This is a genomic window from Chryseobacterium sp. MIQD13, assembly GCF_050496705.1.
GTDB lineage: Bacteria > Bacteroidota > Bacteroidia > Flavobacteriales > Weeksellaceae > Chryseobacterium.
Genome location: NZ_JBNWAF010000002.1, coordinates 978,656 through 1,003,865, shown reverse-complemented (window position 1 = coordinate 1,003,865; position 25,210 = coordinate 978,656). Strand labels below are relative to the sequence as shown.

Annotated in this window: 27 protein-coding genes; 15 read left to right on the top strand and 12 right to left on the bottom strand. The window is 37.4% G+C overall.

Annotated elements, in window-relative coordinates; all coding sequences use genetic code 11:
* The first annotated feature begins 20 nt into the window (after positions 1–20).
* The 11 genes from ACQWU4_RS11585 to ACQWU4_RS11535 all read left to right on the top strand — a co-directional run bounded on the left by ACQWU4_RS11585 (position 21) and on the right by ACQWU4_RS11535 (position 9,934).
* On the top strand, positions 21–890 hold the full coding sequence (locus ACQWU4_RS11585; protein ID WP_429935915.1) for a TraB/GumN family protein: 870 nt from the start codon (positions 21–23) through the stop codon (positions 888–890).
* Positions 891–990: 100 nt separating this feature from the next.
* The gene (locus ACQWU4_RS11580; RefSeq protein ID WP_429936049.1) at positions 991–1,425 is read left to right on the top strand and encodes an RNA polymerase sigma factor; all 435 of its coding nucleotides are present in this window, start codon (positions 991–993) and stop codon (positions 1,423–1,425) included.
* Positions 1,415–2,023: a hypothetical protein gene (locus tag ACQWU4_RS11575; RefSeq protein WP_429935914.1), complete on the top strand. Its 609-nt coding sequence runs from the start codon at positions 1,415–1,417 to the stop codon at positions 2,021–2,023. Before ACQWU4_RS11580 ends, ACQWU4_RS11575 begins: the two co-directional genes overlap by 11 nt.
* A 197-nt stretch (positions 2,024–2,220) precedes the next feature.
* A complete protein-coding gene (gene pgi, locus ACQWU4_RS11570; protein ID WP_429935913.1) occupies positions 2,221–3,861 on the top strand; it encodes a glucose-6-phosphate isomerase in 1,641 nt (546 codons plus the stop codon).
* 3 nt (positions 3,862–3,864) lie between these two features.
* On the top strand, positions 3,865–4,689 hold the full coding sequence (locus tag ACQWU4_RS11565; protein ID WP_429935912.1) for a class I SAM-dependent methyltransferase: 825 nt from the start codon (positions 3,865–3,867) through the stop codon (positions 4,687–4,689).
* A gap of 21 nt (positions 4,690–4,710) precedes the next feature.
* Positions 4,711–5,595, top strand: coding sequence for a bifunctional 5,10-methylenetetrahydrofolate dehydrogenase/5,10-methenyltetrahydrofolate cyclohydrolase (locus ACQWU4_RS11560; protein ID WP_429935911.1), 885 nt, complete (start codon positions 4,711–4,713; stop codon positions 5,593–5,595).
* A gap of 7 nt (positions 5,596–5,602) precedes the next feature.
* The gene (locus ACQWU4_RS11555) at positions 5,603–6,232 is read left to right on the top strand and encodes a 7-carboxy-7-deazaguanine synthase QueE (protein ID WP_429935910.1); all 630 of its coding nucleotides are present in this window, start codon (positions 5,603–5,605) and stop codon (positions 6,230–6,232) included.
* A 45-nt stretch (positions 6,233–6,277) separates the two neighbouring features.
* Positions 6,278–7,648 (top strand): exopolysaccharide biosynthesis polyprenyl glycosylphosphotransferase, encoded by a 1,371-nt coding sequence (locus ACQWU4_RS11550; protein ID WP_429935909.1) that lies wholly within the window; start codon positions 6,278–6,280, stop codon positions 7,646–7,648.
* Between the two features lie 120 nt (positions 7,649–7,768).
* A complete protein-coding gene (locus ACQWU4_RS11545; RefSeq protein WP_429935908.1) occupies positions 7,769–8,521 on the top strand; it encodes an MlaE family ABC transporter permease in 753 nt (250 codons plus the stop codon).
* The gene (locus ACQWU4_RS11540) at positions 8,521–9,336 is read left to right on the top strand and encodes an ABC transporter ATP-binding protein (protein WP_429935907.1); all 816 of its coding nucleotides are present in this window, start codon (positions 8,521–8,523) and stop codon (positions 9,334–9,336) included. The genes ACQWU4_RS11545 and ACQWU4_RS11540 overlap by 1 nt, the downstream gene beginning before the upstream one ends.
* Positions 9,320–9,934: an outer membrane beta-barrel protein gene (locus ACQWU4_RS11535; RefSeq protein WP_429935906.1), complete on the top strand. Its 615-nt coding sequence runs from the start codon at positions 9,320–9,322 to the stop codon at positions 9,932–9,934. The genes ACQWU4_RS11540 and ACQWU4_RS11535 overlap by 17 nt, the downstream gene beginning before the upstream one ends.
* A gap of 35 nt (positions 9,935–9,969) precedes the next feature.
* Here the strand turns inward: ACQWU4_RS11535 and ACQWU4_RS11530 are convergent, their stop codons facing one another.
* Together ACQWU4_RS11530 and ACQWU4_RS11525 are read right to left on the bottom strand one after the other, a co-directional pair.
* The gene (locus tag ACQWU4_RS11530) at positions 9,970–10,278 is read right to left on the bottom strand and encodes a hypothetical protein (protein WP_429935905.1); all 309 of its coding nucleotides are present in this window, start codon (positions 10,276–10,278) and stop codon (positions 9,970–9,972) included.
* 95 nt (positions 10,279–10,373) lie between these two features.
* Positions 10,374–11,180: a M48 family metallopeptidase gene (locus tag ACQWU4_RS11525; protein WP_429935904.1), complete on the bottom strand. Its 807-nt coding sequence runs from the start codon at positions 11,178–11,180 to the stop codon at positions 10,374–10,376.
* Between the two features lie 109 nt (positions 11,181–11,289).
* Here ACQWU4_RS11525 and ACQWU4_RS11520 point away from each other — a divergent pair, with 109 nt between their 5' ends.
* Complete coding sequence (locus ACQWU4_RS11520; RefSeq protein WP_429935903.1) at positions 11,290–11,835, top strand: DUF4251 domain-containing protein; 546 nt, start codon at positions 11,290–11,292, stop codon at positions 11,833–11,835.
* Here the strand turns inward: ACQWU4_RS11520 and meaB are convergent.
* Positions 11,832–12,815: a methylmalonyl Co-A mutase-associated GTPase MeaB gene (gene meaB / locus ACQWU4_RS11515; RefSeq protein ID WP_429935902.1), complete on the bottom strand. Its 984-nt coding sequence runs from the start codon at positions 12,813–12,815 to the stop codon at positions 11,832–11,834. The two genes, ACQWU4_RS11520 and meaB, sit on opposite strands and share 4 nt — an antisense overlap.
* 141 nt (positions 12,816–12,956) lie before the next feature.
* Here meaB and ACQWU4_RS11510 point away from each other — a divergent pair, with 141 nt between their 5' ends.
* From ACQWU4_RS11510 to ACQWU4_RS11500, 3 genes are read left to right on the top strand one after another with little or no spacing between them, the layout of a single operon-like run.
* Complete coding sequence (locus ACQWU4_RS11510) at positions 12,957–13,247, top strand: c-type cytochrome (RefSeq protein ID WP_429935901.1); 291 nt, start codon at positions 12,957–12,959, stop codon at positions 13,245–13,247.
* A gap of 21 nt (positions 13,248–13,268) precedes the next feature.
* Complete coding sequence (locus ACQWU4_RS11505; protein ID WP_429935900.1) at positions 13,269–13,556, top strand: cytochrome C; 288 nt, start codon at positions 13,269–13,271, stop codon at positions 13,554–13,556.
* Positions 13,557–13,571: 15 nt separating this feature from the next.
* Positions 13,572–13,937 carry a hypothetical protein gene (locus ACQWU4_RS11500; RefSeq protein WP_429935899.1) on the top strand — a complete coding sequence of 122 codons (366 nt, stop codon included), beginning with the start codon at positions 13,572–13,574 and terminating at the stop codon, positions 13,935–13,937.
* Positions 13,938–13,940: 3 nt separating this feature from the next.
* On the opposite strand, the gene ACQWU4_RS11495 is transcribed toward ACQWU4_RS11500, so the two are convergent.
* The 9 genes from ACQWU4_RS11495 to ACQWU4_RS11455 form a co-directional block, all read right to left on the bottom strand.
* The gene (locus ACQWU4_RS11495) at positions 13,941–14,933 is read right to left on the bottom strand and encodes an enolase C-terminal domain-like protein (RefSeq protein WP_429935898.1); all 993 of its coding nucleotides are present in this window, start codon (positions 14,931–14,933) and stop codon (positions 13,941–13,943) included.
* 86 nt (positions 14,934–15,019) lie between these two features.
* Positions 15,020–15,478: a hypothetical protein gene (locus ACQWU4_RS11490; RefSeq protein WP_429935897.1), complete on the bottom strand. Its 459-nt coding sequence runs from the start codon at positions 15,476–15,478 to the stop codon at positions 15,020–15,022.
* A 124-nt stretch (positions 15,479–15,602) separates the two neighbouring features.
* Positions 15,603–18,206 (bottom strand): T9SS-dependent M36 family metallopeptidase, encoded by a 2,604-nt coding sequence (locus ACQWU4_RS11485; RefSeq protein WP_429935896.1) that lies wholly within the window; start codon positions 18,204–18,206, stop codon positions 15,603–15,605.
* A gap of 348 nt (positions 18,207–18,554) precedes the next feature.
* Positions 18,555–21,155 (bottom strand): T9SS-dependent M36 family metallopeptidase, encoded by a 2,601-nt coding sequence (locus ACQWU4_RS11480; RefSeq protein ID WP_429935895.1) that lies wholly within the window; start codon positions 21,153–21,155, stop codon positions 18,555–18,557.
* A gap of 51 nt (positions 21,156–21,206) precedes the next feature.
* Positions 21,207–21,707, bottom strand: a complete 501-nt coding sequence (locus ACQWU4_RS11475) for a tetratricopeptide repeat protein (protein WP_429935894.1) — start codon at positions 21,705–21,707, stop codon at positions 21,207–21,209.
* Positions 21,694–22,392: a peptide chain release factor H gene (gene prfH / locus ACQWU4_RS11470; protein ID WP_429935893.1), complete on the bottom strand. Its 699-nt coding sequence runs from the start codon at positions 22,390–22,392 to the stop codon at positions 21,694–21,696. Before prfH ends, ACQWU4_RS11475 begins: the two co-directional genes overlap by 14 nt.
* The gene (locus ACQWU4_RS11465) at positions 22,393–22,944 is read right to left on the bottom strand and encodes a nucleotidyltransferase domain-containing protein (protein ID WP_429935892.1); all 552 of its coding nucleotides are present in this window, start codon (positions 22,942–22,944) and stop codon (positions 22,393–22,395) included. It abuts the gene before it with no gap.
* 80 nt (positions 22,945–23,024) lie between these two features.
* Entirely contained in the window at positions 23,025–24,416 is a 1,392-nt protein-coding gene (locus ACQWU4_RS11460) for an RtcB family protein (RefSeq protein WP_429935891.1), read from the bottom strand.
* 26 nt (positions 24,417–24,442) lie between these two features.
* Entirely contained in the window at positions 24,443–25,177 is a 735-nt protein-coding gene (locus tag ACQWU4_RS11455) for a hypothetical protein (RefSeq protein ID WP_429935890.1), read from the bottom strand.
* Positions 25,178–25,210: the final 33 nt, after the last annotated feature.

The window sequence follows — 25,210 nt, the reverse complement described above, 5'->3', positions numbered from 1 at the left end:
AAAATCAAAAACTTAATTATATGAAAAATCTAGTAAAACTTGGGTTCGCAGCATTATTATCGGCAACTTTCATTACAACAAATGCTCAAAGCAAAAACACAGAAAACAGTACGCTTTGGGAAGTTTCAGGAAACGGGCTTACCAAACCTTCTTATATTGCAGGAACGTGTCATATTATGTGCAGTAAGGATTTCGAGATCAAGCCGAAAGTAATGAAAGCGCTTGAAAAATCTGATAATTTTGTCATGGAGATCAATTATACGGATCCGGCTGAAATAGCAGCTATGCAGAAAATGTTTCACGCGGATAAGAAAATATCCGACCAACTTACTCCTGCAGAAGCTGAGGAACTGGATAAGATCCTCGCCGATTACGGAACAGATTTAAAAAAGATGGATAATTCCAGTTCTCAGGGACTTTATGCGCTTATTTCAATGAAAGCGGTTCCATGCCCGCAGACTGAAATAAAAATGTATGAAATAGAGCTTCTTCAAAATGCCCTTAAAAGTAAAAAGAAAGTTTACGGTCTTGAGAAAGTGGAAGACCAGATGACTTCCATCAATAAAGCCTATGATCTGAGAGCAGTGATCGGGCAGTTAAAAATGGGAAAAGAATATGAAATTCTGATGAAGGAGATGGTAGCAGCCTTTAAAAAAGAAGATGTACAGTCCGTCTATACCCTTTTTAAAAATGAAAAAATAATGAATGCCGAACAGGAAAAAGCCATGCTGACAGACAGAAATAAAAACTGGGCAGAAAAAATACCGGAAATAATGACAAAAGAAAGCTCTTTCTTTGCAGTAGGAGGTGCACATCTTATGGGTGAAAACGGAATCATCAGTCTTTTAAAAGCAAAAGGATATACCGTAAAACCTGTATCGAGCCTATAATCCGTAACCAAACCATGAAATCATCGTGAGCAGTCAAACTGAAACCGCTTTTCTAAAGCTCGTCAATCAGCACAAAGGCATTTTGTACAAAGCCTCCCGTATCTATGCGGATTCCCAGGAAGACCGGGAAGACCTTCAGCAGGAGATTCTTATTCAGCTGTGGAAATCTTACCGGAACTTCAAAGGCAACAGTGAATTTTCCACATGGATGTACCGCGTAGCCATCAATACAGCCATTACTTATTTAAAAAAAGAAAAACAAAGAACAAATAATCACACAGACGTTCCTTCTCATTTTGAAGTTCAGCATGAAGATTACAATCCCTCAAAAGATAAACAGCTGGAAGCTTTCTATACTGCTGTTCAGGAGCTTAAAGCTCTCGAGAAAGCAGTTATATTCTATTTCATGGAAGGCATGTCTCACAAAGAAATCGGGGACAATCTGGGGCTGAGTGAGGGCAATGCCCGTGTAAAACTTAACAGAACCAAAGAAAAAATACAGCAAATCATAAAAAAATCAGGTTATGAATTTTGATCAATTAAAAGAACAGTGGAATAATGAAGCCGGAGAAAGCGTTCATATTCCCAACACCATAGAACAGCTAAAGAAAAGCAAACACCCTATTGAAAAAATCAAGAAAAGTATGAAAGCAGAATTTCCGATGCAGATTATTGCCATCATCCTTATCGCATTCTTTCCGCAGCAACTGGGGTTCCCTACCTCACAATATGTTATCTACTATACTTCTTATGTCATACTTTTGGTAATCTCTTCTTATTATCTGTTTGGATTTTATAAATTTTATAAGCAGACAGAATTGTATACCGGTAATACCAAAAACAGCCTCTGGAAAATATATCATGAACTGAAACTGAATATGGAGAGATACCAGTCTTTCGGATTCCTGCTTCTTCCGCACTTTATGATCACTTTAGGACTGGAAATTTTTAATCTGCTGGAGAAAAAAGGAAAATCATTAGGAGATCTTTCCAATTCTTACCAACAAACCTTAATTCTGGCAGTACTTCTCGGAACTGTAGCTATTGTGACCAGCATTGTTTTATGGACAAAATATGTATACGGACGTCACGCTAAACAGCTTGAAAATATTCTCAACGAAACGGATGAATAATTCTTTTCAATATACATCACCAAACAATAAACCTCAGATACATTCTGGGGTTCCTTTTTTAAAAAATTGTTATTTATCCTGTTCAAATTTATCTGAGGTTTTATTTTTCCTTAAATTTGCAGATCAGAAATAAAATGATATGGATCTTAAGCTTTTAAATCGTCCGTCATTTTCTGAATCTATATAATTTCTAAAATATGCTATCAAAAATAAATCCTCTACACACCAACAGCTGGAAAGCCCTTGATGACCATTTTGCCGGAAACGATTTTGACATGAGAAGTCTTTTTCAGTACAATCCTGACCGTTTTAAAGAATTCTCTCTACAGAAAGATAACTTTCTTTTCGATTATTCTAAAAACCTGATCGATTCAAGAACGAAGGAGCTTTTACTTGATCTGGCCAATGAATGCCAGCTGAAAGATGCTATTTCCAAAATGTTTTCAGGAGACAAGATCAATGAAACGGAAGGAAGAGCAGTTCTTCATACAGCTTTAAGGGATTTTTCCGATAAAGAAATCATCGTAGACGGTGAAAATATCAAGCCTCAGATCAAAAAAGTTCTTGACCATATGAAAGCTTTTTCTGAAAAAATTATTTCAGGGGAACATAAAGGGTTCAGCGGAAAAGAAATTACCAATGTTGTGAATATCGGAATCGGAGGTTCAGATTTGGGACCTGTAATGGTTTGTTCTGCTTTAAAACATTTTAAGACAAGACTAAACGTTCACTTCGTTTCAAACGTGGACGGTAATCACATTGCCGAAACCGTTAAAAAACTGAATCCAGAAACGACCTTGTTCATCATTGCTTCCAAAACATTTACAACTCAGGAAACAATGACCAATGCCAATTCTGCGAAGGACTGGTTCCTGAAAGCAGGTAAAGAGGAAGATGTTGCCAAACATTTTGTAGCCTTATCCACTAATGTTGAAGCAGTTAAAAACTTCGGGATTGCAGAAGAAAATATTTTTGAGTTCTGGGACTGGGTAGGCGGAAGATACTCTCTTTGGAGTGCCATCGGTCTGAGCATCGTTCTGGCTGTAGGATATGACAATTTTGAGCAGCTTTTAAAAGGAGCTAATGATACCGATCAGCATTTCCAGACTGCAGATTTTTCTGAAAACGTTCCGGTTTTAATGGGACTTTTAGGGATCTGGTACCGTAATTTCTATGCGGCAACAAGCTATGCAATTCTTCCATATTCTCAATATCTGGACAGATTTGCAGCTTACCTTCAGCAGGGAGATATGGAAAGTAACGGAAAATGTGTAGACAGAAACGGCGAATTTGTAGAGTATGAAACCGGGCCTATCATTTGGGGCGAACCGGGCACAAACGGGCAGCATGCTTTCTATCAGCTAATCCATCAGGGAACTGAACTTATTCCTTCAGATTTTATCGCTTATGTGAAAAGCAGTAATGCGGTTTCTGATCACCAGCCAAAACTTTTAGCCAACTTTTTTGCACAGACTGAAGCACTTGCCTTTGGAAAATCTGAAGAAGAAGCAGAAGAAGAACTGAGAAATGCCGGAAAATCTGAGGAAGAAATTGACAAGTTATTAAACTACAAAGTCTTCCACGGAAACACACCAACTAACTCTATATTATTCAATGAATTAACTCCTTTTTCATTAGGACAGTTAATTGCAATGTACGAGCATAAGATTTTTGTTCAGGGGGTGATCTGGAATATTTTCAGCTTCGACCAGTTTGGAGTGGAATTAGGAAAAGTTTTAGCCAATAAGATCCTTCCTGAGCTTGAAAACAATGAGATAATCATTTCTCATGACAGTTCTACGAACGGATTGATCAATTATTATAAAGGAAATAAGTAGCAGATGTCTGCATTAAGGTCATATTATTATAAACTTCCTCCCGGGCTCAGGCTTTTGGGAAGAAAGATCTATTATTTTCCGATAGATCTTTACAACGGGCTTACCGGAAAAAGATCTGAAAATGAGCCTAAGAAAGGTGATATTTATGTAGGAGGCAGTGACTTTATTCCCCACGGAATACGTCAGGTAAATGCACTTAAAAAATATATTGCCCTACAAAATACCGATCATGTTCTGGATGTGGGATGTGGTATCGGAAGAACAGCGGTAGCCCTCACAGAAGTTCTTGACAAAGGAACTTATGACGGTTTTGATGCTGTAGAAAAAGGAATTAACTGGTGCAATAAGCATATCGGCAAAAAACATCCGAATTTTAGATTCAAGTTTACACCGATTTATAATGATCTGTATAATACTTTCAGCCAAAAAGCTGAGAATTTTACATTCCCTTATGATGATGCACAGTTTGATAAAGTATTCCTGTTTTCTGTTTTCACCCACATGCAGATTCCTGAGATTAAAAGATATCTCAATGAAATCAGCAGAGTATTAAACAGTAACGGACAGTGTCTGGCTACATTCTTTCTGTATGATGAAACTAAAAAAGAATTTGGCACAATGCCATTTCCCCATCAGTATGAAGGCTATAGACTAATGGATGATAAAGTAACCGCAGCCAATATTGCAGTAAGCGTTCCATTGCTGAACCGGATGGCAACAGAAGCCGGATTAAAAGTAACCACCATAAAAGGAGGATTCTGGAGAACCGATGTGGAAAAGGAAGGAGCCGATGAATTCCAGGATATTGTTGTATTCAATAAAATCTAAATAAAAGTAAAAAAAGTAAAAATGGCAGAAATTCTTGACGGACTTAAAGTATCCAAAGAAATAAAAGCAGAGATCAAAATTGAAGTAGATAAGATTCTTGAAAGCAAGAAAAGAGCACCCCATTTGGTAGCAATTCTTGTAGGAAACAATGGAGCAAGTAAAGCCTATGTAAACAGTAAAGTAAAAGACTGTGAGGAAGTAGGATTCCGCTCTTCTCTTTTAAAGTTTCCAAGCACTGTTTCTGAATCTGAACTGCTTGAGAAAATTGATGAATTAAATAAATCCAAGGAAGTAGATGGTTTTATCGTACAGCTTCCATTGCCGGATCAGATTGATCAGGAAAAAATCATCAACGCAATTGATCCGAGAAAAGACGTAGATGGTTTCCACCCTGAAAACTTCGGAAAAATGGCTCTGGAAATGGACACATTCCTTCCAGCTACTCCGTTCGGAATTTTAACATTATTGGAAAGATATAATATTGAAACCAAAGGTAAAGACTGTGTAATTATCGGAAGAAGCAAAATTGTAGGAAGACCTATGAGCATCCTGATGGGAAGAAAAGATTTCCCCGGGAATTCTACCGTAACATTAACACACTCTTACACAAAAGACATCGAAGAATATACTAAAAAAGCGGATATCGTAATTACCGCTTTAGGTGATCCTCATTTCTTAAAAGGAGATATGATCAAAGACGGAGCAGTAATTGTAGATGTAGGTATTACAAGAGTAGATGATGACTCTACAAAAGGATACTACCTTGCCGGTGACGTAGATTTTGACAGCTGTGCAGCCAAAGCAAGCTGGATCACGCCGGTACCCGGAGGTGTAGGCCCGATGACCAGAGCCATGCTGATGAAAAATACCATCATCGCTTACAAAACTTCGGTCTATAACGACTAATTTTAAAATGAACAAAGAAGAAGATATTTTATTAAAAGAAGGTAAAATGCTCCCTGTGATGGAGCATTTTTATACTTTACAGGGAGAAGGAGCCCACACCGGAAAAGCATCCTATTTCATCAGACTGGGAGGCTGCGACGTTGGGTGTCATTGGTGTGATGTGAAAGAAAGCTGGGACCCAAACCTGCATCCATTAATGAATGCAGAAGAAATTGCAGAAACTGCAGCAAAGCACTGTAAAACAATTGTTTTAACCGGAGGTGAACCATTGATGTGGAATTTAGATATCTTAACATCCAAATTAAAAGAGCTGGGATGCACCATTCATATTGAAACTTCAGGAGCTTATCCTATGAGTGGACACATTGACTGGATTACGCTTTCGCCTAAAAAAACAGGGCTTCCGAAAGAAGAAATCTACAAGAAAGCAAGTGAGCTTAAAGTAATCATTTTCAATCAGCATGACTTTACCTTCGCTCAGGAACAGGCAGCAAAGGTTTCCGAGAACTGTAAGCTTTATATGCAAAGTGAATGGAGCAAGCGCGACGAAATGTATCCGAAGATTACCGATTTTATTTTAGCCCATCCGGAATGGCAGGCTTCTGTCCAGACTCATAAATACCTGAATATACCGTAAAAAATACGTACATTAGCTCTTCGTATCCGTTACAAACACTGATAGATGCAGAGAATTCGATACTCTAGATACCTGAAATCGATTATTATTTTGCTTGACCTTTTGGTTATTGCATCTATTTTTATATTCTTTTTTATAAGCAGGAATGAAAATTTAAAGTATCACGAAGAAACCTGGTATCAGAACATTTTATCCCTGATATTGCTCTTTCTGTTCTGGATGCTCCTAAGCGGCAGGACAAAAATTTATAATATCCAGAGAAATCTTACCTATACCCTGTTTCTGGAACGCCTCCTGATTCACTTCCTGTTTTTCATACTCGGCGTTCTGCTTATTGGAAAGGTGAGCAAGAATGTATTTTTCAATTCAGATATTTACTGGCTTTCATTCTATTTTTTTTGTTTTATTTTCATTACCAAATCAGTTATTTATTTTTCCATAAAATACTTCCGTTCTCTTGGTATCAATTATAGAAACGTTATGTTTTTAGGAGAAACAGGCTCTACAGATATTCTAAAGAATATTTTTGAAAACAGAAAAGATTACGGGTATAAAATATTTGAGTACGAAAATTCGGATATAAGCCCGGATGAATTAGTTGGTTTTTGGAAGAAAAATGGAATTCATACCCTGTTTTTATCTACAGAAAACACTTTCAGTGAGGATGTGGAAGCTGAAATTTTTATGCTGGCCGAAAACAATAAGGTTCACGTTTCATTGATTCCGAGTATCACGCAGAGTGATTTTTTCCTCTATGATCTTGGATATATCCAGACACAGCCGGTTCTCAGCCAGGCAAAATATCCTTTGGATTATTATTCCAATTTCCTGGTTAAAAGGACTTTTGACATCGTTTTTTCTATTACCATATTGGTTTTGTTATGTTCATGGATGTTTCCTGTCATTGCTCTTTTAATAAAGGCAACCTCTAAAGGGCCTGTTTTTTTTGTTCAGAAGAGATACGGATTTCATGAAGAAGTTTTCTCCTGTCTGAAATTCAGAACCATGATCGTTAATGAAGAATCTGCAACAAAAACTACACAGGAAAATGATTCCAGGATCACAAAAATCGGAAAATTCCTCAGAAAAACGAGCCTTGATGAACTTCCCCAGTTTATCAACGTACTGAAGGGAGAAATGTCTATTGTGGGACCACGTCCGCATATGCTGGCTGTTGATAATTTTTATAAACCTAAAATAGGAAGATACAGCTTAAGAAGTATGGTATCTCCGGGAATCACAGGCCTCGCCCAGGTAAGCGGACTGCGCGGAGATTATGGAGATGTGGAAGTGGAAATGAAGAAACGGATCCTTGCAGACACCTTTTATGTGAGAAACTGGAGCTTTGTTCTGGATCTGGTTATTATTTTAAAAACCGTTTTTTTAGTTGTCGGCGGAGATAAAAACGCAAAATAAATCAAACAAAAGGTTAAGATTAAAATTGAGGAATCATATTTGCTTCTAAGCTTACATAAACCTCATCCGTCCTATGGATGGCTTATCCTTAATTAAATAAAAAAAGTCTAATTTAGCAGCATGTTAAAAAAGTTTTTCACAGCAATAGGAGAATATATTATCCTTCTAGGTAAATCCTTACAGAAACCTCAGAAAATGAGGGTTTTTTGGAAGCTGTTCATGAGAGAAATCAATGATCTCGGCGTCAATTCTTTTGGGCTTGTGATTTTCACTTCTATATTTGTGGGAGCTGTAGTGGCTATCCAGATGTTCAATAACTTTGATTCTTCCTCTTTTCCTATCCCTCCTTCTTTTGTAGGATATGCCACAAAAGCTGTTTTGGTTCTGGAATTTTCACCAACCATTATCAGCCTCATTCTGGCAGGTAAAGTAGGATCATATATCGCATCAAGTATAGGAACAATGAGGGTTTCTGAGCAGATTGACGCACTGGATATCATGGGAGTAAACTCCCCGAATTTCCTGATATTCCCTAAAATCATTGCCTGCGTCATTTTCAATCCTCTGCTTATTGCCATCAGTATTGTATTTGGTATCGGAGGGGGTTATCTGGCCGGTATTCTGACCGGAAACTGGACGGAAAATGATTATATTGTGGGTATCCAGATGTATATGCCGAATTTATTCGTGTACTACGCATTTATAAAAACTATCGTATTTGCATTTATTATTGCCACAGTTCCTTCTTATTTCGGATATAATGTAAAAGGAGGATCGCTGGAAGTGGGTAGAGCCAGTACACAGGCGGTAGTATGGACAATGGTATTTATTATCATTTCCGAATTAATTTTAACCCAATTAATATTAAGCTGATGATTGAGGTAAAAGATCTTAAGAAGAGTTTTGACGAAGTTGAAGTACTTAAGGGAATTTCAACATCATTTGACAAAGGAAAGGTGAACCTGATCATCGGGCAGAGTGGCTCCGGGAAAACTGTATTCCTGAAAAGCCTGCTGAATGTTTACCAGCCATCATCTGGAGAGATCCTTTTTGACGGCAGGGATATCAACACAATGACCAGAGATGAAAAACAGCACCTGCGTTCAGAAATCGGAACGGTATTCCAGGGCAGTGCGCTTTTTGACTCTCTGACGGTGGAAGAGAATATCATGTTTCCACTGGACATGTTTACAAATCTTACTTTCAGAGAAAAGAAGAAAAGGGTATTTGAAGTAATAGGGAGGGTACATCTTGATAAGGCAGGCAGAAAATTCCCCTCTGAAATTTCCGGAGGAATGCAGAAACGTGTTGCCATTGCCAGAGCTATTGTAAATAACCCGAAATATCTGTTCTGTGATGAGCCAAACTCAGGACTTGACCCTTATACTTCTAATGTAATTGATGATCTTCTCCTTGAAATCACAAAAGAATATAATACAACCACCATCATCAATACCCACGATATGAACTCCGTGATGACGATTGGTGAAAAAATTGTATACCTGAGATTAGGGATCAAAGAATGGGAAGGAAACAAAGACATTCTGATCACTGCAGGCAATAAAAATCTTATAGACTTCGTTTATTCTTCAGAACTGTTTAAAGAACTGAGAGAATATTTACTTGAAAATAATAAAACGATTGAAAATACAATCCATAAAATAGATGATAATGAAAAAGGTACTTAGTATAGCGTTAATCGGGTTTTCAATGTTCGCTTCTGCACAGATTTCACTGGCAGGAAAAGCCAACTTAATATTCCCGACAGGCTCTCCTTCCTGGAAAAACATTAAAGGAACGGTAAATGATGCCATTGAAGGAACAGGAAAAAACAATGCAGGTTTTAATGTGGGGCTTTCATTAAAAGTGGGACTTCCTGGCTCACTGTATGTAATGCCGGAATTGTATTACACTCACTTCAAAAATGAATTCACTACGGAGAATACTACTTTTGATGTAAAGAGCAACCGTCTGGATATGCCGGTTTTATTAGGCTATAACCTTTTAGGGGATATGCTTGGAGTTTTCGTAGGTCCGGTGGCCAGCTATAATTTAAGCAAGGACAATACCTATAATGATTTTCAGGAAAATGCCAAAAATGATTTTACAGTAGGATACCAGTTCGGGGCACAGCTTGAAATTAAAAAACTTATTATCAATGCGCGTTATGAAGGTGCATTCAGCAAAGATGAAAGAAACTTTATCAATAAGGTTTCAGGCTCGGAAATCAGATATGACAACAGACCTAATCTATTTTTGGTAGGTGTAGGTTATAAGTTTAAATAATTTGAAAATAACACTATAAAAAAACCCTCAAAATTCTATATTTGAGGGTTTTGATTTTGATGAAGTTCCGCTTCACGTTTGGCAATATCTGCCGCCTGTTTTTCCAGCTCTTCTTTTTCTTTCTGTAGTCTTTTGAATTCTTTTTTCTTTTCTTCCGCTTTTATGGCGCTTCCTTTACTTACATATCCTACCATTCCGCCAATAATAAGACCAATTCCCACTCCGGCCATTACTCCCATCATATGAGAAATGGTGATTCCTCCCACTGTAAAATCAGTAGTAAGATAAAAAAGCAATGCGGAAACAGCAAGCAGTATAAGTCCGGTAATTGATAAACTTTTCATAGATATTGTGTTTAAGTGGTTTACATTGAAAAAAAGCCTTACCCAATTTAGTAAAAATTCAATAAGGCTTTATACAAGATTAAATTTCTGAATAACTATATTTTCCCTCCGGCCGCTTTATAATATTCCAAAGCTTTTGGAAGGTTTTTATTGATATCTGAGATCCTTGTTTCAGGGTTCGGGTGGGTAGATAAGAATTCAGGCTGTCTGGACCCTGAAGATGCAGCCTCCATCCTATTCCAGAAAGGAATTGCTTCTCTCGGATCATATCCCGCCATAGACATAAGATACAGTCCCATCTGGTCTGCTTCTGATTCCTGATTTCTGCCATATTTCAACAGGGCAACCTGTGATCCGATAGGATACACTTTTTCAAAAATACCTGCCCATTGTGAATTAGAGATTGTTCCACCCAAAATGGAACCTCCATATTGTGCTACCATAGCCTGAGAAATTCTTTCATTACCATGTCCGGCTAAAGCGTGGGAAACTTCATGTCCCATCACTACTGCAATACCATTGTCATTTTTAGTAACAGGTAAAATTCCTGTATAAACCGCAACTTTCCCTCCAGGCATACACCATGCATTGAGTTCTGTACTTTGTATAAGATTAAATTCCCAGTTGTAATTGGCAAGATCCGCAGATCTTCCTATACTCTGGTAATATCTTTCTGCTGCACTTTTTATTCTGCTTCCTACACTCGTTACTCTTTTTGCATCTGCAGTTCCTGTGATAATTTTAGATTTAGACAATGTTGTTTTGTATTCCTGAGCAGACATTGTTAATATTTCCGAATTATTTGCAATCTGTAATGAAGACCTGCCCGTAATTGGATTAGTAGTACATGCGGCAGCTGACAAGGCAACTGCTCCTATTCCTAATAGATGTGTAAATTTCATAGTTGTTTGAGTGTTAATAATTCAACATTTACAATTTTTATTCCAAAATGATTCAGAAGGAATATATTTGCATACAATTTGCTATTTAAATTTAACAATTATTACGGTTATGAAAAAGTATATTTCACTTATATTTATTTTTGGATTTCTTTTTTTGTTCCAAAGCTGTTCCTCACAGTCTTCATTAGATTCCAAAACAGTAGATGCACTGGTAGATTCCCAGGAATTTACTTTTCATGCACAAAGAGCCAATCCTATAAATTATGAGGTGATCAATGCAATGGGATCTATTCAGAATGCCCCATCAATGCGAATTCTTCAACTGGACGAAGGGTCTTATACCATAGAGCTTAGAAAAAATAATCTGGAGGTAGTTCTTCCCTATTTCGGAAGACTATACAACGCTTCATACAATACGGCCAATAACAGTTACCGTTTCACTTCAAAAGATTTCACTGTAGACAAATCCCAGAATAAAAAAGGAAAATGGACGTTAAAGATTAAACCCAATGATGTAAGAAATGCTGATGAAATTAACATAGAAGTTTTTAAAAACGGGAAAGCTCTTGTTTCCATAAGAAGTAATGACAGGCAACCGATCTCGTATGACGGATATGTTTCAAAGAATGACGAATCTCAAAAAGAAAAGCTTTAGTCTTTAGATAAAAATTTTTCAACAAATAATTTTGCTTCAGTGCTGGGATTAGAAACCATTTCTGAAGCATTTTTTTTGTGCTGTATATAAGCTGCTTCCGCAGAATCGCTCCTTTTCATCATGGCCAGAATATATTCCTGAACCCAGTATTCAAAACGTTTTTCTGCCTGATGGGTGCGTATTTCATGAAAACGTCCTGTTTTCTTTTTCAAACCAATAAACTCATCGATTTTATTAAAAACCTCATCCAGGCCTTCATTGTACAGGGCAGAGCCTAAAAGTACAGGAATTTTCCAGTTTTTTTCTTTGGGAGGAATGAAATCCAGTGCCCGTTTCAGTTCCAATCTTGTATTTTTTGCTTTCTGCAGATTGTCCTGATCTACTTTATTGATGAAAATAAGATCCACCATCTCCATGATACCCCGTTTGATCCCCTGCAGCTCATCTCCTCCTCCAATAATTTTCAGAAACAGAAACACATCGGTAATATCTGCTACAAGCACTTCAGACTGTCCTACTCCAACAGTTTCAATCAGAATATAATCATATCCGGCTGCTTCACAGATCATCATCGTTTCAAAAGTGGTATTGGCAACACCGCCAAGAAATCCGGAACTTGGGGAAGGACGGATAAAGGCATTTTCTTCTTTGGCCAGTTCTTCCATTCTGGTTTTATCACCTAAAATACTTCCTTTGTTGATGGAAGAGCTGGGATCAATAGCCAGAACCGCTACTTTTTTACCATTAGCAATGGCAAGTTTTCCGAAATTTTCAATGAATGTGGACTTTCCTGCCCCCGGAACTCCTGTGATTCCTATTCTTACGGAATTTCCCGTAAAAGGCATTATTTTTTTCAGAAGTTCTTCTGCCTGAGTTCTGTGCTCAGCCTTTTTACTTTCAACTAAAGTAATAGCTTTTGCGATCAGGCGTTTATTTCCTGACTGTATTCCCAGTACCAGTTCTTCTGTAGAAAATTTCATTGATTCAAAAATATAAAAATAACCTTCAAACTCCCATATAAAGAGGTATTAATTTTATTTCTTCTAAATTAAAACTAGGGTCCGTTTCATCAATGGAAGTGGTAAATTCCTACATTTGTTTTAAATCAAAATATAAGAAACATGAAAAAAATATCCGCTGCTGCATTATTTATCTGCATTTTACTGGCTTCCTGTACATCAAAAACCTCTACAGCCGGCCCGGTAGGACCTGCCGTTTCCAGTGCAGAACAGATAGCGCAGGGAAAAACAATCTTTGAAAACTCATGTGGAAGATGCCATAAGCTTCCGGATCCTGCATCACACACTTCTGTACAGTGGGTAGGAATTATGAATTCAATGGCTCCGAAAGCTAAACTGACAGACGAGCAGCATCAGTGGGTATATGATTATATTGTTTCTGCAAAAAAATAATCACCAAATCAAAATAGGGGTATGAAAAAAGTAATCTTAAGTATGATCGCAGGTGCCACATTTATGGTATCCTGCGGACCGAAAAGTGTTGCTGTAACCGGACCAAAGTATACAGCATCTGAAAAACTGACTCAAGGGAAAACTATTTTTGAGAACTCATGCGCCAAATGCCACAAACTTCCGGATCCGGCCAAGCATGATGATCAGGGATGGATTAAAACTTTAAGCAGAATGGCTCCGAAGGCTAAATTAAGCGATGAGCAGCACCAGATGGTTTATGACTATCTTATTTCTGTGAATAAAAAATAGAATGTTCTTTCCCTAATGTTCAATTTCATAAAAAAACTGTTCCTAAAGGAGACTTTAACTGGAGAGTGGCTAACGGAAGATGGAAGTGGTTTTTCTATGATTATGGGTTCCTGGATTGAATTCAAACGGGATGGAACAGGCAGTTATGAAAGCTGGTACAACGGAGAGGAGAGCTATCATCTAAAAGGAAGTTTCAACTGGGTTAAAACCGGACCTTTTCAGATAAAAATCCAGGAAAGTAATAAAGATCCTGAAATTATTGATTATAGATTTCAAACCATCCATAACAGGACAGAATTATTAAATTCCTCCGGTAAAGTGGATGGTAAAACTGAATTTGAGCAGTTTTGGAATCTTGGGCAGACGGTATTTAAAAAATAATTCCTATTTAAGTTCAATTCCCAAACCCGGTTTTCCTGATAAAACTATTTTCCCGTTTTCCACAAAGTTTCCGGAGGCATAGTCATTGGAAATAAGGTTGGCTCCGTCCAGATCGGCAAAATCAGTAAGTCCTGCCAGTAAGCAACCGGCAGAAATTCCGACTGTAGATTCCGTCATACATCCTATCATAATTTTATACCCTAATTCTTTAGCTTTTTGGATCATTTCCAACGCAGGAGTGAGACCACCGCATTTCATGAGCTTTATATTGACACTTTTGTAGTAAGGAGCTAATTCTTCCAGAGAATCTATATTCTGGCAGTCCTCATCTGCCATCCAGTTGGCAAAACTGTCTTTTTTCAAAACATTGTAGAGGTCAACCGGCCGCGGCTGTTCTACATACGAGAATTTTTGAACCTCACTGTTTTCCTGAAGCCATAAGCAGTCCTGATCTGTAAAACTGGCGTTAGAATCCAACGCGATACTATGATTTAAGTTCAATAGCATTTCAACACTGTCTTTGTTCAGCCCTTTGCATTTCACTTTGAATTTGTTCCAACTGCTATTTTCTATTTTTCTGATCTGATCTTCAATACCGGCTACAGAAATGGTGATAGAACTTTCTGCTAAGCTATCAGAAGGAATATGATTTAATTCTGTAAAGCTTTTATTTTCAAGTTTTCCGAACAGATCCCAATAGGCACAATCCAAAGCAGACATCAAAAAGGGATGCAGGTTCAAATCTGAAAGAAAATAAAAGAAATCTTTCGGATGAATTATGGGGTATTTTTCCAGTAAGGACTGTATTTCTTTTAATCTGCTGATAAAACTTTTCAGATCAATCTGATAATAATCTATAGCTACACATTCTCCGTATCCTTTACAGTTTAAGTAAGATAATTCTATCAGTAATGCATCTCTTTTGCTGTAATTTCCATAAGCAATTGAGAAAGTTTCCTTTAGCCGGAGCTCTTTTATAATCCAATTTACTTTCATAGCCTAACTAACCCAATCCTGAACTAATTTAACTTCAATCCATTCTCCATTGATCTTTTTATAAATTGCTGTATACCCACTTCCGTTTAAATAACCACAAGAAGTTGAACTTTGAACAATACACATTGTTTTATCTTTATTAAAAAAGGCACAGAAAAGCTTCGGATACATATATACCCAAATTTTTTGTGAAATTCAGTCCAAAAATCGCTTTTCCTGTTTTCCTCCAATGTATTAAGTTCTTCATCTGTCACATATCTGAGTTTTTCATGAATTTTAGCTTTATCTAATCTAAAATCCGAAATTATTTTTTCCTGGTTTTTATAGTAAACAGAATCCTTTCTTGAAAAAATTGTGTCATATGTCAGAACACTCCCCAACGGTCTGGGTTCATTACTATCCCCATTTTCGTTAAAAGAAACTGTTTTCAATGTGCTGATAAAAATGTAATTGTTCTTTTTAAATGAAATACTATCGTTCGCAATCAATTGATTTAAAACTTCATACCTTAAATCTAAATTTTCATCTTTTGGATGGATACTCATTTTGGTATCGTTCTTTTTACAGGAAGTAAAAATCAGTAAGAATAAAAAAATATAATGCTTCATATATCTAAAGCTACAAAAAAAGAGACCATTTCTGGCCTCTTTTATTTATACATGACTAAATTTATCTTACAATCAGTTTTTCAGTCTGAATTTTTTCTCCCTGCTTGATGCTTACCATATACACTCCTTTCTGGAATCCTTTGGTAGAGACAGCTTTTTTAGACTGAGAATCTCTGGAATCCGAGAAAACTAATTTTCCGGACATATCAAATATTTTGATCTGTACATCCTGAGATGATTTATCTAAATTGCCTACAAAGAACTCATCATAGGTAGGATTAGGGAATACAATAAATTTATTATCCGCTGTTTTAATATCCTGAGTAGATAAAACAGTATTACATTCTGCAGGAACAGTGAAATCTTGTACCTGATCTGTCATAACAGTTTTAGAACCTGTAGAAGCATTTACTCCCAAACCTCTTTTCGCAAATGCTTTCCATATCATACATTTGTCGGCTCCTGCATTTCCCAGGACATCAGCCTGAAGAATAGCATCTCTTCCGTCAATAAATGAGGGGCTGCATGCCTGTAGTTTAAGTCCATCCATAACAAGTTGTAAAACTTTTGCATTTCCGGAGGTGGTGCTTGCCAGTACATCATTGTTATATCCATACTTTTCTATGTATTTCCAGGTAAGATCCCAAAGCATGGTTGCCCATACAAATCCTATAGCATGAGATTCAGTCATTGTATTAGTACTTCCATAAGTAAAATTATTTACAGTAAAATCCGGAGAATATTTAGCTGGTCTTAAACCAACTCCTGTCGTAGGCTGATCTTTTGCATATGTACCCATACTTCTTGCTAGGCTGGACGTATCTCCCGGTCTTGCCGTAAGCATTAAGGCAAAGAAGTCTGACCACCCTTCTCCCATCTGTTCCGCACTGTTTGTTTCTGAAAGACAGCCATAACCCGGTCCTGTAAGTCTATTGGAAATACCATGTCCATATTCATGAACCATAATACCATTATCTAAACTTGAATGTTTAAAGCCATTATAATCAAAAGCTAAAGTAGCATTAATTACTGTTCCTGCTGTGATCTGGCCAGCTAAATACTGCCCTTCTGTTTTACCTACCATAATACTTGGGATGGTGATGGTAGCATCTGTTCCCCCCATTGCCTGTGGAGTATCAGAAAACGGATGATATTCTATTACCCCGATAGCGCCAGCATTCTGCAAATTTTTAGTCTTAACAGTGAATGCACAGTTTGCAGCCGTCACCACCGCAATTTTACCTGTCAAACTACCTGCAGGTACAGCTGTACAGGCATCAGCAGGAGTAGATAACGCCAGATTTCCTGTCACAGTCTGACCATCAAATAAAAGAGGTCCGAAAGCCGCTCCATAGCTTATTACTTTAGGCCGGCTTGCTATATTTGCCGGCGAATTATATTGATATCTGGAAATAGGATCTGCAGTAGTCTGTGCTCTGTCCCAAAGATACATCTGCATTCTTGGAGCCATAAGATAAGTTGTACCCGAAATTACGGTTTCATACCCTGGATGGAAGTTAGCATTGCCAAGCCCACTTCCGTCAAATCCTTCAGCATTTACAGCATCTCCGCCTATTCCTCCGTTGGCAAAATTATTGGTCTGATAATTTCTTGCAGTCTCTGTAAATCCGAATTTATAGAAAACATCATGTACCTTATTATTCATATAAAACAGATTGGTAATTGCTGCATCTTTATAATTAAAAGGATTTATATATCTCCCTTCTGCATACGGGAAATCAAAATTCAGTGAAGCTCCGCCATCTGGAGAATATCCCGGTGTATTTGTATTATCCTTATCTGAATAGGCATAAACGTTGTTTCCTCTTGTGATGGTGTAGTTATTCGTACCGTCAGAATGCCATCCTTCCGGAGAAGCTGTTAAATCCCAGGGATTACTGAGAATGGTACGCGGTCCAAAAGTAGGTGCTTCTGTGGGTAAAGGAAAAACATTATAAGAAGCATTGGACGGAAGCAGAGTTGTATTTACTAAATTAGTTAATGTAACTCCCTGTGTATTTTGTAGTGTTCCTGCTGACAAACTCTCGGAATCTAATGGCATTGAGGTTTTAGATTCATTAATTTGAGTATCATGTTTTTCAAAATTACAGCTGAGTGTCATATTGTTTTTTACAAGAACTTCTCCCGAACCTGCATCGGCAATAACATGCCATACATCGGAAGAATTCTTATCGGAAACAAATATTTCTTTTGCCAGTACATATACTCCATTTTTCTCAAAGTATATATTAGGTAAATAATCAACTTTTGAGATATCACTCAGTCCTAAGTTTTGCTTAAGAGTACTGTCAGAAAATTTATCCACAGCATTTCCCTGGCTGGCAACTGTAATATTTCTATTAAAGTCATTTTTTTCAGAGACAATCTTATCTCCTTTAATGATTACTTTTCCTAAAGCATTGTATACTCTTAATCCCTTATAAGTCTGCTGCACGTTTACAATATTTGCCCCCAGACTTGCTGACAGGTCTTCATTCAGAATGATTACGTCTACGTTGGCATTATTGGTGTTGTTTTTCTGATTCAGCTGATTACTTTTCTTATAATAATCCTGAACAAGTGTTTTTGAATTCTGTGCATTCATATTGCTAAAAGCAAAAAATGCCGCCATAGAAATCGGCAATAAAAATAATCTTTTATTCATAATTGTTTTTTTAGACCGTCAAAGTAATGTTTTTTTAATAAAAAACAAGAGAAATTTTTAAATTATATCAAATAACAAAATCAGTTAATCTATTTCTTTTTTTATCTTTTACTTTCATCAGATTTTTTTTCTTTTTTTTCTTTTCTGTGAAAAAAATCCAATCCCTATTATGGCATATTCCATATTTTGTCTCCTAATTATCTCAAAGAGTTTGCAAAAACTTCTTTCATCTGCTCATTTTAAGTCTAAATTTTCATTCTTTACATTGATGTAAACATGAGGAATAATGATCAAAAAATAAAAAAAGAGACCATTTCTGGCCTCTTTTTTATTGATATGTGGTTCAATTTATCTTACAATCAGTTTTTCAGTCTGAATTTTTTCCCCCTGCTTGATGCTTACCATATACACTCCTTTCTGGAATCCTTTGGTAGAAACAGCTTTTTTAGACTGAGAATCTCTGGAATCCGAGAAAACTAATTTTCCGGACATATCGAACATTTTGATCTGTACATCCTGAGATGATTTATCTAAATTGCCTACAAAGAATTCATCGTAAGTCGGATTTGGAAATACAATAAATTTATTATCTGCAGCTTTAATATCCTGAGTAGATAAAACAGTATTACATTCTTCCGGGACAGCAAAATCCTGCACCTGATCATTAGCTGTTGCCTTAACACCAGCTGAAGCATTTACCCCCAACCCTCTCTTGGCAAATGCTTTCCATATCATACATTTATCTGCTCCGGCATTTCCTACAGCATCAGCCTGAAGAATAGCATCTCTTCCGTCAATGAATGAAGGGCTGCAAGCCTGTAATTTAAGTCCATTTACAACAAGTTGCAGAACTTTTGCATTTCCTGAAGTGGTACTTGCCAATACATCACTGTTATAGCCATACTTTTCTATGTATTTCCAGGTAAGATCCCAAAGCATGGTTGCCCATATAAATCCTATGGCATGAGAACCTGAAACCGTATTTGTATTAGCATAAGTATAACTATTTATGGTAAAATCAGGAGAATATTTTGCAGGTCTGATTCCTCCTCCTGTTGTCGGCTGATCTGCTGAATATGTTGACATCCCTCTTGCCAAAGCTGAAGTATCACCTGGTCTGGTCGTAAGCATTAAAGCAAAAAAATCAGACCATCCTTCTCCCATCTGTTCTGCACTGTTAGCTACGGAAAGACAGCTGTACCCCTGACCGGTTAATCTGTTTGAAATACCATGTCCGTATTCGTGGGCAATAATTCCATTATCTAAGCTTGAATGCTTAAATCCATTAAAATCATTTCCTAATGTTACATTGATAGTAGTTCCATTCCCAAGCTCCGTTACCATATACAAGCCTTCCGTTTTTCCAATATTGATGGCAGGAATAGTCACCTGGCTTCCCGAAGCTCCTCCTCCCATGCTGACAGGCGTATCTGTAGAGGGTCTGTAAACAATAGCTCCGATAGCACCTGCATTCTGTGCATTTAAAACTTTAAGTCCATATTCGCAGGTTGTACTCGTTATCACTGCAATTTTCCCGGTAAGACTTCCGGCTGCGGGTGCAGTACATGCATCTGCGGGTACTGAAACGGCAAGATTTCCTGTTACCGTCTGCCCATCAAATAAAAGAGTTCCGAAATTTGCACTTCCTGTCATTACTTTAGGTCTGCTGACAGCAGTTGCAGGAGAATTATACTGGTATCTGGAAATAGGATCTGCTGCAGTCTGTGCCCTGTCCCAAAGGTACATCTGCATTCTTGGAGCCTGGAGATAAGTTACCCCTGAAATCACAGTCTCATATCCTGAACTGAAATTCGCGTTATTCAGGCCGCTTCCATCAAATGCTTCCGCATTTACAGCATCACCGGCCATACCTCCGTTCGCAAAGTTATTGGTCTGGTAATTTCTTGCTGATTCTGTAAAACCGAACTTATAAAAAATGTCATGCATTTTATTATTCATGTAGAATAAATTCGTAATCGCAGCATCTTTTTGTGCAAAAGGACTTATAAACCTGCCTTCCGCATAAGGGAAGTCAAAATTTAAAACAGCTCCTCCGCTTGGAGAATATCCCGGAGTATTGGTATTGTTCTGATCTGAGTAAGCATATACATTATTTCCTCTGGTATTGGTGTAATTATTGGTTCCGTCAGAATGCCATCCTTCCGGAGATACCGCAATATCCCAGGGATTGTTGACAATAGCGCGCGGGCCAAACGTAGGAGCCTCTGTAGGAAGTGGAAAAACATTATATGAAGCATTGCTAGGAGCAAGCAAACCGTTTATGGCAGGTCTATTTACTGCACCGGCAAAAGTTGCAGCTTCGGCTTCAGATCCAAAATGCTGATCTGTTTGTGGCGTTGAATCATTGTCAAAGTGGCTGTCATTCGTAAAATTGCAGTCCAGTGTTAAATTATCTTTTGCAAGAATTTCACCTGTAGCAGCATCTGCAATTATATGCCATACATCTGCAGATTTCTTGTCGGAAACAAACAGTTCTTTCGCTAAAACATAAACTCCGTTCTTCTCGAAATATACATTGGGAAGGTAATCTATTTTGGAAATTTCACTCAGATTCAATTTCTGTTTAAGAAAATCTTCTGAAAACTTTTCTTTGGCTTTACCCTGACTGGCAACAGAAATATTTCTTTTAAAATCATTTTTTTCAGAGATAATTCTATCTTCCTTTATCATTACTTTTCCCAAAGCGTTATAGACCCTGAGCCCGTCATAGGTCTGCTGAACATTCACAATATTTACGCCAAGGCTTTTGGAAGGATCTTCGTTCAGAATAATAACGCCGGTTTTATTACCAGTACCATTTTTTTGTGCAAATTGCCCATTTTTCTGATAGTAATCCTGAATCAGCCCGTTAGAATTTTGGGCATTGATTTTGCCAAAAGCAAAGAAGACGGCCACCGATACTGGCCACAAAAATAATTTTCTACTCATAAGGTTGTCTTTTTCTCAATAAATTTATGAATTTTTTAAGAAAAAACATATTTATTTCTTCTTTTTGCCATTTTTTGTCATTTTATTTTTTATGAATTTTGTTTTGTTCGTCAAAAAATCGGTCATAGCTTGATTATAACTGTACTTTTTTGCTTCTTTTAAGGGCTTCAATGCTTTTTTATATTCATGTTTGATTTCAAAAAGCAACGATTTTTGAATCAATATTCTAGCCTTGTCTATTCCTTTGATTTTTAAGGCATAATTAATAAGCTTTTCAGCTTCATCCAGGTCTTCATTATCCAAAAGGCATTTGATGTAATACTGAGGTATGTTAAGATTCGCAACATTACACTGCATAGCTTCTTCAAAATAAACTTTTGCTCTTTCATAGTCAGTCAGCATTTCGCTGTAAATCCTACCCATCAGGCAAAGGCTGTCTGCATCTTCCGGATCGTAGGAAAGGGCATAATTCAAAGCTTCCAGACAGTCCGGAAGGCTGTAAGGATAATTATCCAGCGCTTCAAAATAATATTTACTTTTAGTTAAGGTCATTTCTATAGTTTTTTAATTCTTTTTTCAGAGTATTTCTCTGTTTTTTAAATGATTTATCCTGATGATTCTTTTTAAAATCTGTTCCGGAAAATGTACGGACCGGATTTCCTCTCTGTACCTGCAGATGATTGTTCCATGTATCCTGCATTCTTTTTTCAAGCTGTTTGATATAAATTCCGGCAACTTTTTCTTTTAATCGCATGATGGCAAGTTTTTTATTTTCCAGTTGCGACCGTGAATCCTGAGCAAACACACTTTCTCCGGTTGGCAAATGAACAGCACGAACAGCTGTATTCACTTTGTTCACATTCTGTCCTCCGCTTCCCTGGCTTCTCGTCGTTTGAAACTGAATATCTTTTTCATTGAAATTGATTTCTTTCAGTCCTTCCAGTTCAAAAACACCAATGAACCAGTTGCTTCTTTTATGAAGTTTCCTGAATGTGCTTTTCCCGGTCCAGCATATGCTTCCCAGCCAGGTTTTTAGGAATATATCCAATTCTTTTGCTTTTAAAAGTATCGTTACAGATTTCAAAGTCAGGTTTTCATCACCGTTTTCGCGGTGGATGATTTCGTAATCTATTTTGTTATTTTTAATTTCCTCAAGGAAAACCTTCAGAACTTTTGCAGTTACCCACTGGCATTCTAAAGGCCCTCTTCCTGAAGTTATCTGTATGAGTTTTTCCATTTAATTTACTTTAGGCATTTCACTTAATTTCGGATGCCCCACAGGGTCGATCCCTTTATTCAATAAGTCTTTGGCAGCCATAACCGCCCAGCATTTATCACTGGAATGAATGTTTCTGTAAAACGTAAGCAAAAGCTCAGGCTTCACAACGGTAAAACCATTAATTTCAATAGTTTCCAGATCATCCTTTTCGAAGAAATCTATGGTGATTCTATGAGATTTACCATTTTCCAGTTCTTCCGTTTTTTCATATCTGCGGAAATTTTCTTCGCTCTGAAGATGATCATAACGAGTCCATACTTTCTGAAATCCTTCCTGCTGAAGAATCATCACAGCTTCTGCAGTATTTTCTTTTTTTACAAAAACATCAATATCCTTGTGGTCATGGGCGTGTTTGTATTCCGTATGTCCTTTTTCTGACATGAAATGCCACGCCCAGCCACCTGATATAATGACTTTTTCTTTTAATTTATTCAAAATTTCAAGTCCGTGACGGATTCTAAATTCCGGCCAGACTTCTCCATATCTTTTTATATTATGAGGTGCTCCCATTTTTTATCTTTTTGTTGTTGGTTGCCTGTTCCGGCTATCAGTTTGATTTTCAACTGATAGCCAGAAACCTGCAACTAAAATTACTTGTCCATCCTGACAATTCTGGGTTGAAATGTTCCAAGAATGTCCACTAATTCACTTTGTGCGTTCATCACTTCATGAATGTCTTTATAAGCCATTGGTGCTTCTTCCGTATTACCGCCCATCAGAGTGACTTTCTTCAGCTTAAGCTCTTTTTTGATATCATTCTGAGTAAAAAGGCTTCTGCATTCTCCTCTTGAATGAGCTCTTCCTGCTCCATGTGATGCTGAGTTCAGGGAATCAGGGTTTCCTTTTCCACGAACGATAAAGCCTTTGGCTGTCATAGATCCGGGAATCATTCCCAACTCATTTTCGTTGGCAGGTGTAGCCCCTTTTCTGTGGACGATCACTTCTTTTCCGTTGTGAATTTCTTTCCACGCAAAATTGTGATGGTTTTCAATTCTTGCTTTTACTCTTCCACCTACCGCTTTTACCAGTCTCCTGTGAATATCATCATGACAGGCGGAAGCATAATCTCCGGCAAGGTTCATTGCAGTCCAGTATTCCAGACCGAGATGAGTACTGAGATCCAGCCAGGCAAACTGCTGGGCTTCTTTTGGTAAAGGACACTGATCTGCTGCTACTCTTGAGTAATATTGTGCAATTTCAGCTCCTAAGCCTCTGGAACCACTGTGAGAAAGAATTCCCAGGTATTTACCTTTCGGAAGTCCTATCTGATCATCCTGTTCCGTGATCTCAACTTCACCGAATTCTACAAAGTGATTTCCGCCACCCGAAGATCCCATCTGTTTAATGGCTTTTCCTTTTAATCTTCTCAAAACCGGGATCATATCGAAGGTATCTCTCTCGAAGATTTCATGATCTACATGAGATTTATGTGTCTCATACATCCCGAATTTGGTATGCTCGGCAAGAGCTTTTTCATATTTGTCTCTTGCTCCGTCAAGATATGAAACCGGTATATCCAAAATACTGAGACTCATCCTGCAGCCGATATCCATTCCTACTCCATAAGGGATTACTGCATTTTCTACAGCAAGAACACCGCCTATCGGAAGACCGTAACCGCTGTGCGCATCGGGCATTAAAGCGCCCTGAGTTGAAATCGGCAGTTTTAGGGCCGTGTACAGCTGGTTTTTTGCTTCTTCAGAGATATTGTTGCCAAAGATCCGGAAGTCGGCACGCTGGGTATTCAGCATTCTTTTTTCTGTTTTCCTGGATGACAGCAGTGATTCTGCAATCTGTCCGAAAGTCAGGTCTTTTTTAAAGTTTTCCGGGTTCAGGAGGATTTCTTTTAAAATAGATTTTACGTGATGAATGTTCTTCGTTGCAAAATTTCTTTTCATGACCTCCAAAGCCACATTGACACTCTGATTGTTCGGATAACCGAGTTTTAATATATCTTTTCCTTTTAGTTTTAAATTTCCCATTGTTTTTGTTTTAAATAATACTGGACCTATAAGTCCTCAAAATATTCTGCAAACTCTGTTGCAGACATGATGCAGTGTGCATATTTCCTGCTTTTGATAAGATCAGTTTCATATTCTCTTTTCCATGGAAATGATTTACAATGAATCTTTTTTTGGATTATTCCTGTCACTTTATATTTTTTTATATATGATTGTACCTCTGCGTATTCTTTTTCAAGTTGTGCATCTACAGGTTTGTAGTGGGTAATCATGTGAGGTCTTATCCGTAAAGTAAATCTCCAGGGTTCAGCGAATTCGTAGCAAGTCTCAATTCTTCTTCTGAATGGATTGTATTCCTGTCTTTTAAGAAAATACAGCCTTTCTCTTGGGACAAGCCCAAACCTGGGGTCTATCCATGTATAATAGGAAATACTGTTGAGTTTCTGCTCTTTTTCCACATATATCCGACGCCCATGCTTTCTCTTCTTTTTAAGAAACAGCCTGCTTTCGGAATACATATAAGAGTTGATCTTCTTCAGAATTCCTTCAAAAAAATCTGCATCTTCAGATCTTTTCACATCATCCCTGAGAACAAAGAATCTTACAAAACCTCTCTGATAAGGCTCTTCCAATGGAATCCACGGAATATCCTTTCTAATGTTCCAAAGCTCACTACTACGTTTATACTTTTTTCTTACCTGTTTTTCTACATTTTTTTTAATTGCTCTTTTCCTGCTCCTCACACTTCTTAAGCATGAGAACAGAAGGTTATTATTTTCCATTAAATAGAAGTTGGAAGTGAGATATTAGAGATT

Coding starts and splice junctions, on each gene's coding strand:
- ACQWU4_RS11585 (WP_429935915.1), top strand. CDS start 21: ATGAAAAATCTAGTAAAACTTGGGTTCGCAGCATTATTATCGGCAACT.
- ACQWU4_RS11575 (WP_429935914.1), top strand. CDS start 1,415: ATGAATTTTGATCAATTAAAAGAACAGTGGAATAATGAAGCCGGAGAA.
- pgi (WP_429935913.1), top strand. CDS start 2,221: ATGCTATCAAAAATAAATCCTCTACACACCAACAGCTGGAAAGCCCTT.
- ACQWU4_RS11565 (WP_429935912.1), top strand. CDS start 3,865: ATGTCTGCATTAAGGTCATATTATTATAAACTTCCTCCCGGGCTCAGG.
- ACQWU4_RS11560 (WP_429935911.1), top strand. CDS start 4,711: ATGGCAGAAATTCTTGACGGACTTAAAGTATCCAAAGAAATAAAAGCA.
- ACQWU4_RS11555 (WP_429935910.1), top strand. CDS start 5,603: ATGAACAAAGAAGAAGATATTTTATTAAAAGAAGGTAAAATGCTCCCT.
- ACQWU4_RS11550 (WP_429935909.1), top strand. CDS start 6,278: ATGCAGAGAATTCGATACTCTAGATACCTGAAATCGATTATTATTTTG.
- ACQWU4_RS11545 (WP_429935908.1), top strand. CDS start 7,769: ATGTTAAAAAAGTTTTTCACAGCAATAGGAGAATATATTATCCTTCTA.
- ACQWU4_RS11540 (WP_429935907.1), top strand. CDS start 8,521: ATGATTGAGGTAAAAGATCTTAAGAAGAGTTTTGACGAAGTTGAAGTA.
- ACQWU4_RS11535 (WP_429935906.1), top strand. CDS start 9,320: ATGAAAAAGGTACTTAGTATAGCGTTAATCGGGTTTTCAATGTTCGCT.
- ACQWU4_RS11530 (WP_429935905.1), bottom strand. CDS start 10,278: ATGAAAAGTTTATCAATTACCGGACTTATACTGCTTGCTGTTTCCGCA.
- ACQWU4_RS11525 (WP_429935904.1), bottom strand. CDS start 11,180: ATGAAATTTACACATCTATTAGGAATAGGAGCAGTTGCCTTGTCAGCT.
- ACQWU4_RS11520 (WP_429935903.1), top strand. CDS start 11,290: ATGAAAAAGTATATTTCACTTATATTTATTTTTGGATTTCTTTTTTTG.
- meaB (WP_429935902.1), bottom strand. CDS start 12,815: ATGAAATTTTCTACAGAAGAACTGGTACTGGGAATACAGTCAGGAAAT.
- ACQWU4_RS11510 (WP_429935901.1), top strand. CDS start 12,957: ATGAAAAAAATATCCGCTGCTGCATTATTTATCTGCATTTTACTGGCT.
- ACQWU4_RS11505 (WP_429935900.1), top strand. CDS start 13,269: ATGAAAAAAGTAATCTTAAGTATGATCGCAGGTGCCACATTTATGGTA.
- ACQWU4_RS11500 (WP_429935899.1), top strand. CDS start 13,572: ATGTTCAATTTCATAAAAAAACTGTTCCTAAAGGAGACTTTAACTGGA.
- ACQWU4_RS11495 (WP_429935898.1), bottom strand. CDS start 14,933: ATGAAAGTAAATTGGATTATAAAAGAGCTCCGGCTAAAGGAAACTTTC.
- ACQWU4_RS11490 (WP_429935897.1), bottom strand. CDS start 15,478: ATGAGTATCCATCCAAAAGATGAAAATTTAGATTTAAGGTATGAAGTT.
- ACQWU4_RS11485 (WP_429935896.1), bottom strand. CDS start 18,206: ATGAATAAAAGATTATTTTTATTGCCGATTTCTATGGCGGCATTTTTT.
- ACQWU4_RS11480 (WP_429935895.1), bottom strand. CDS start 21,155: ATGAGTAGAAAATTATTTTTGTGGCCAGTATCGGTGGCCGTCTTCTTT.
- ACQWU4_RS11475 (WP_429935894.1), bottom strand. CDS start 21,707: ATGACCTTAACTAAAAGTAAATATTATTTTGAAGCGCTGGATAATTAT.
- prfH (WP_429935893.1), bottom strand. CDS start 22,392: ATGGAAAAACTCATACAGATAACTTCAGGAAGAGGGCCTTTAGAATGC.
- ACQWU4_RS11465 (WP_429935892.1), bottom strand. CDS start 22,944: ATGGGAGCACCTCATAATATAAAAAGATATGGAGAAGTCTGGCCGGAA.
- ACQWU4_RS11460 (WP_429935891.1), bottom strand. CDS start 24,416: ATGGGAAATTTAAAACTAAAAGGAAAAGATATATTAAAACTCGGTTAT.
- ACQWU4_RS11455 (WP_429935890.1), bottom strand. CDS start 25,177: ATGGAAAATAATAACCTTCTGTTCTCATGCTTAAGAAGTGTGAGGAGC.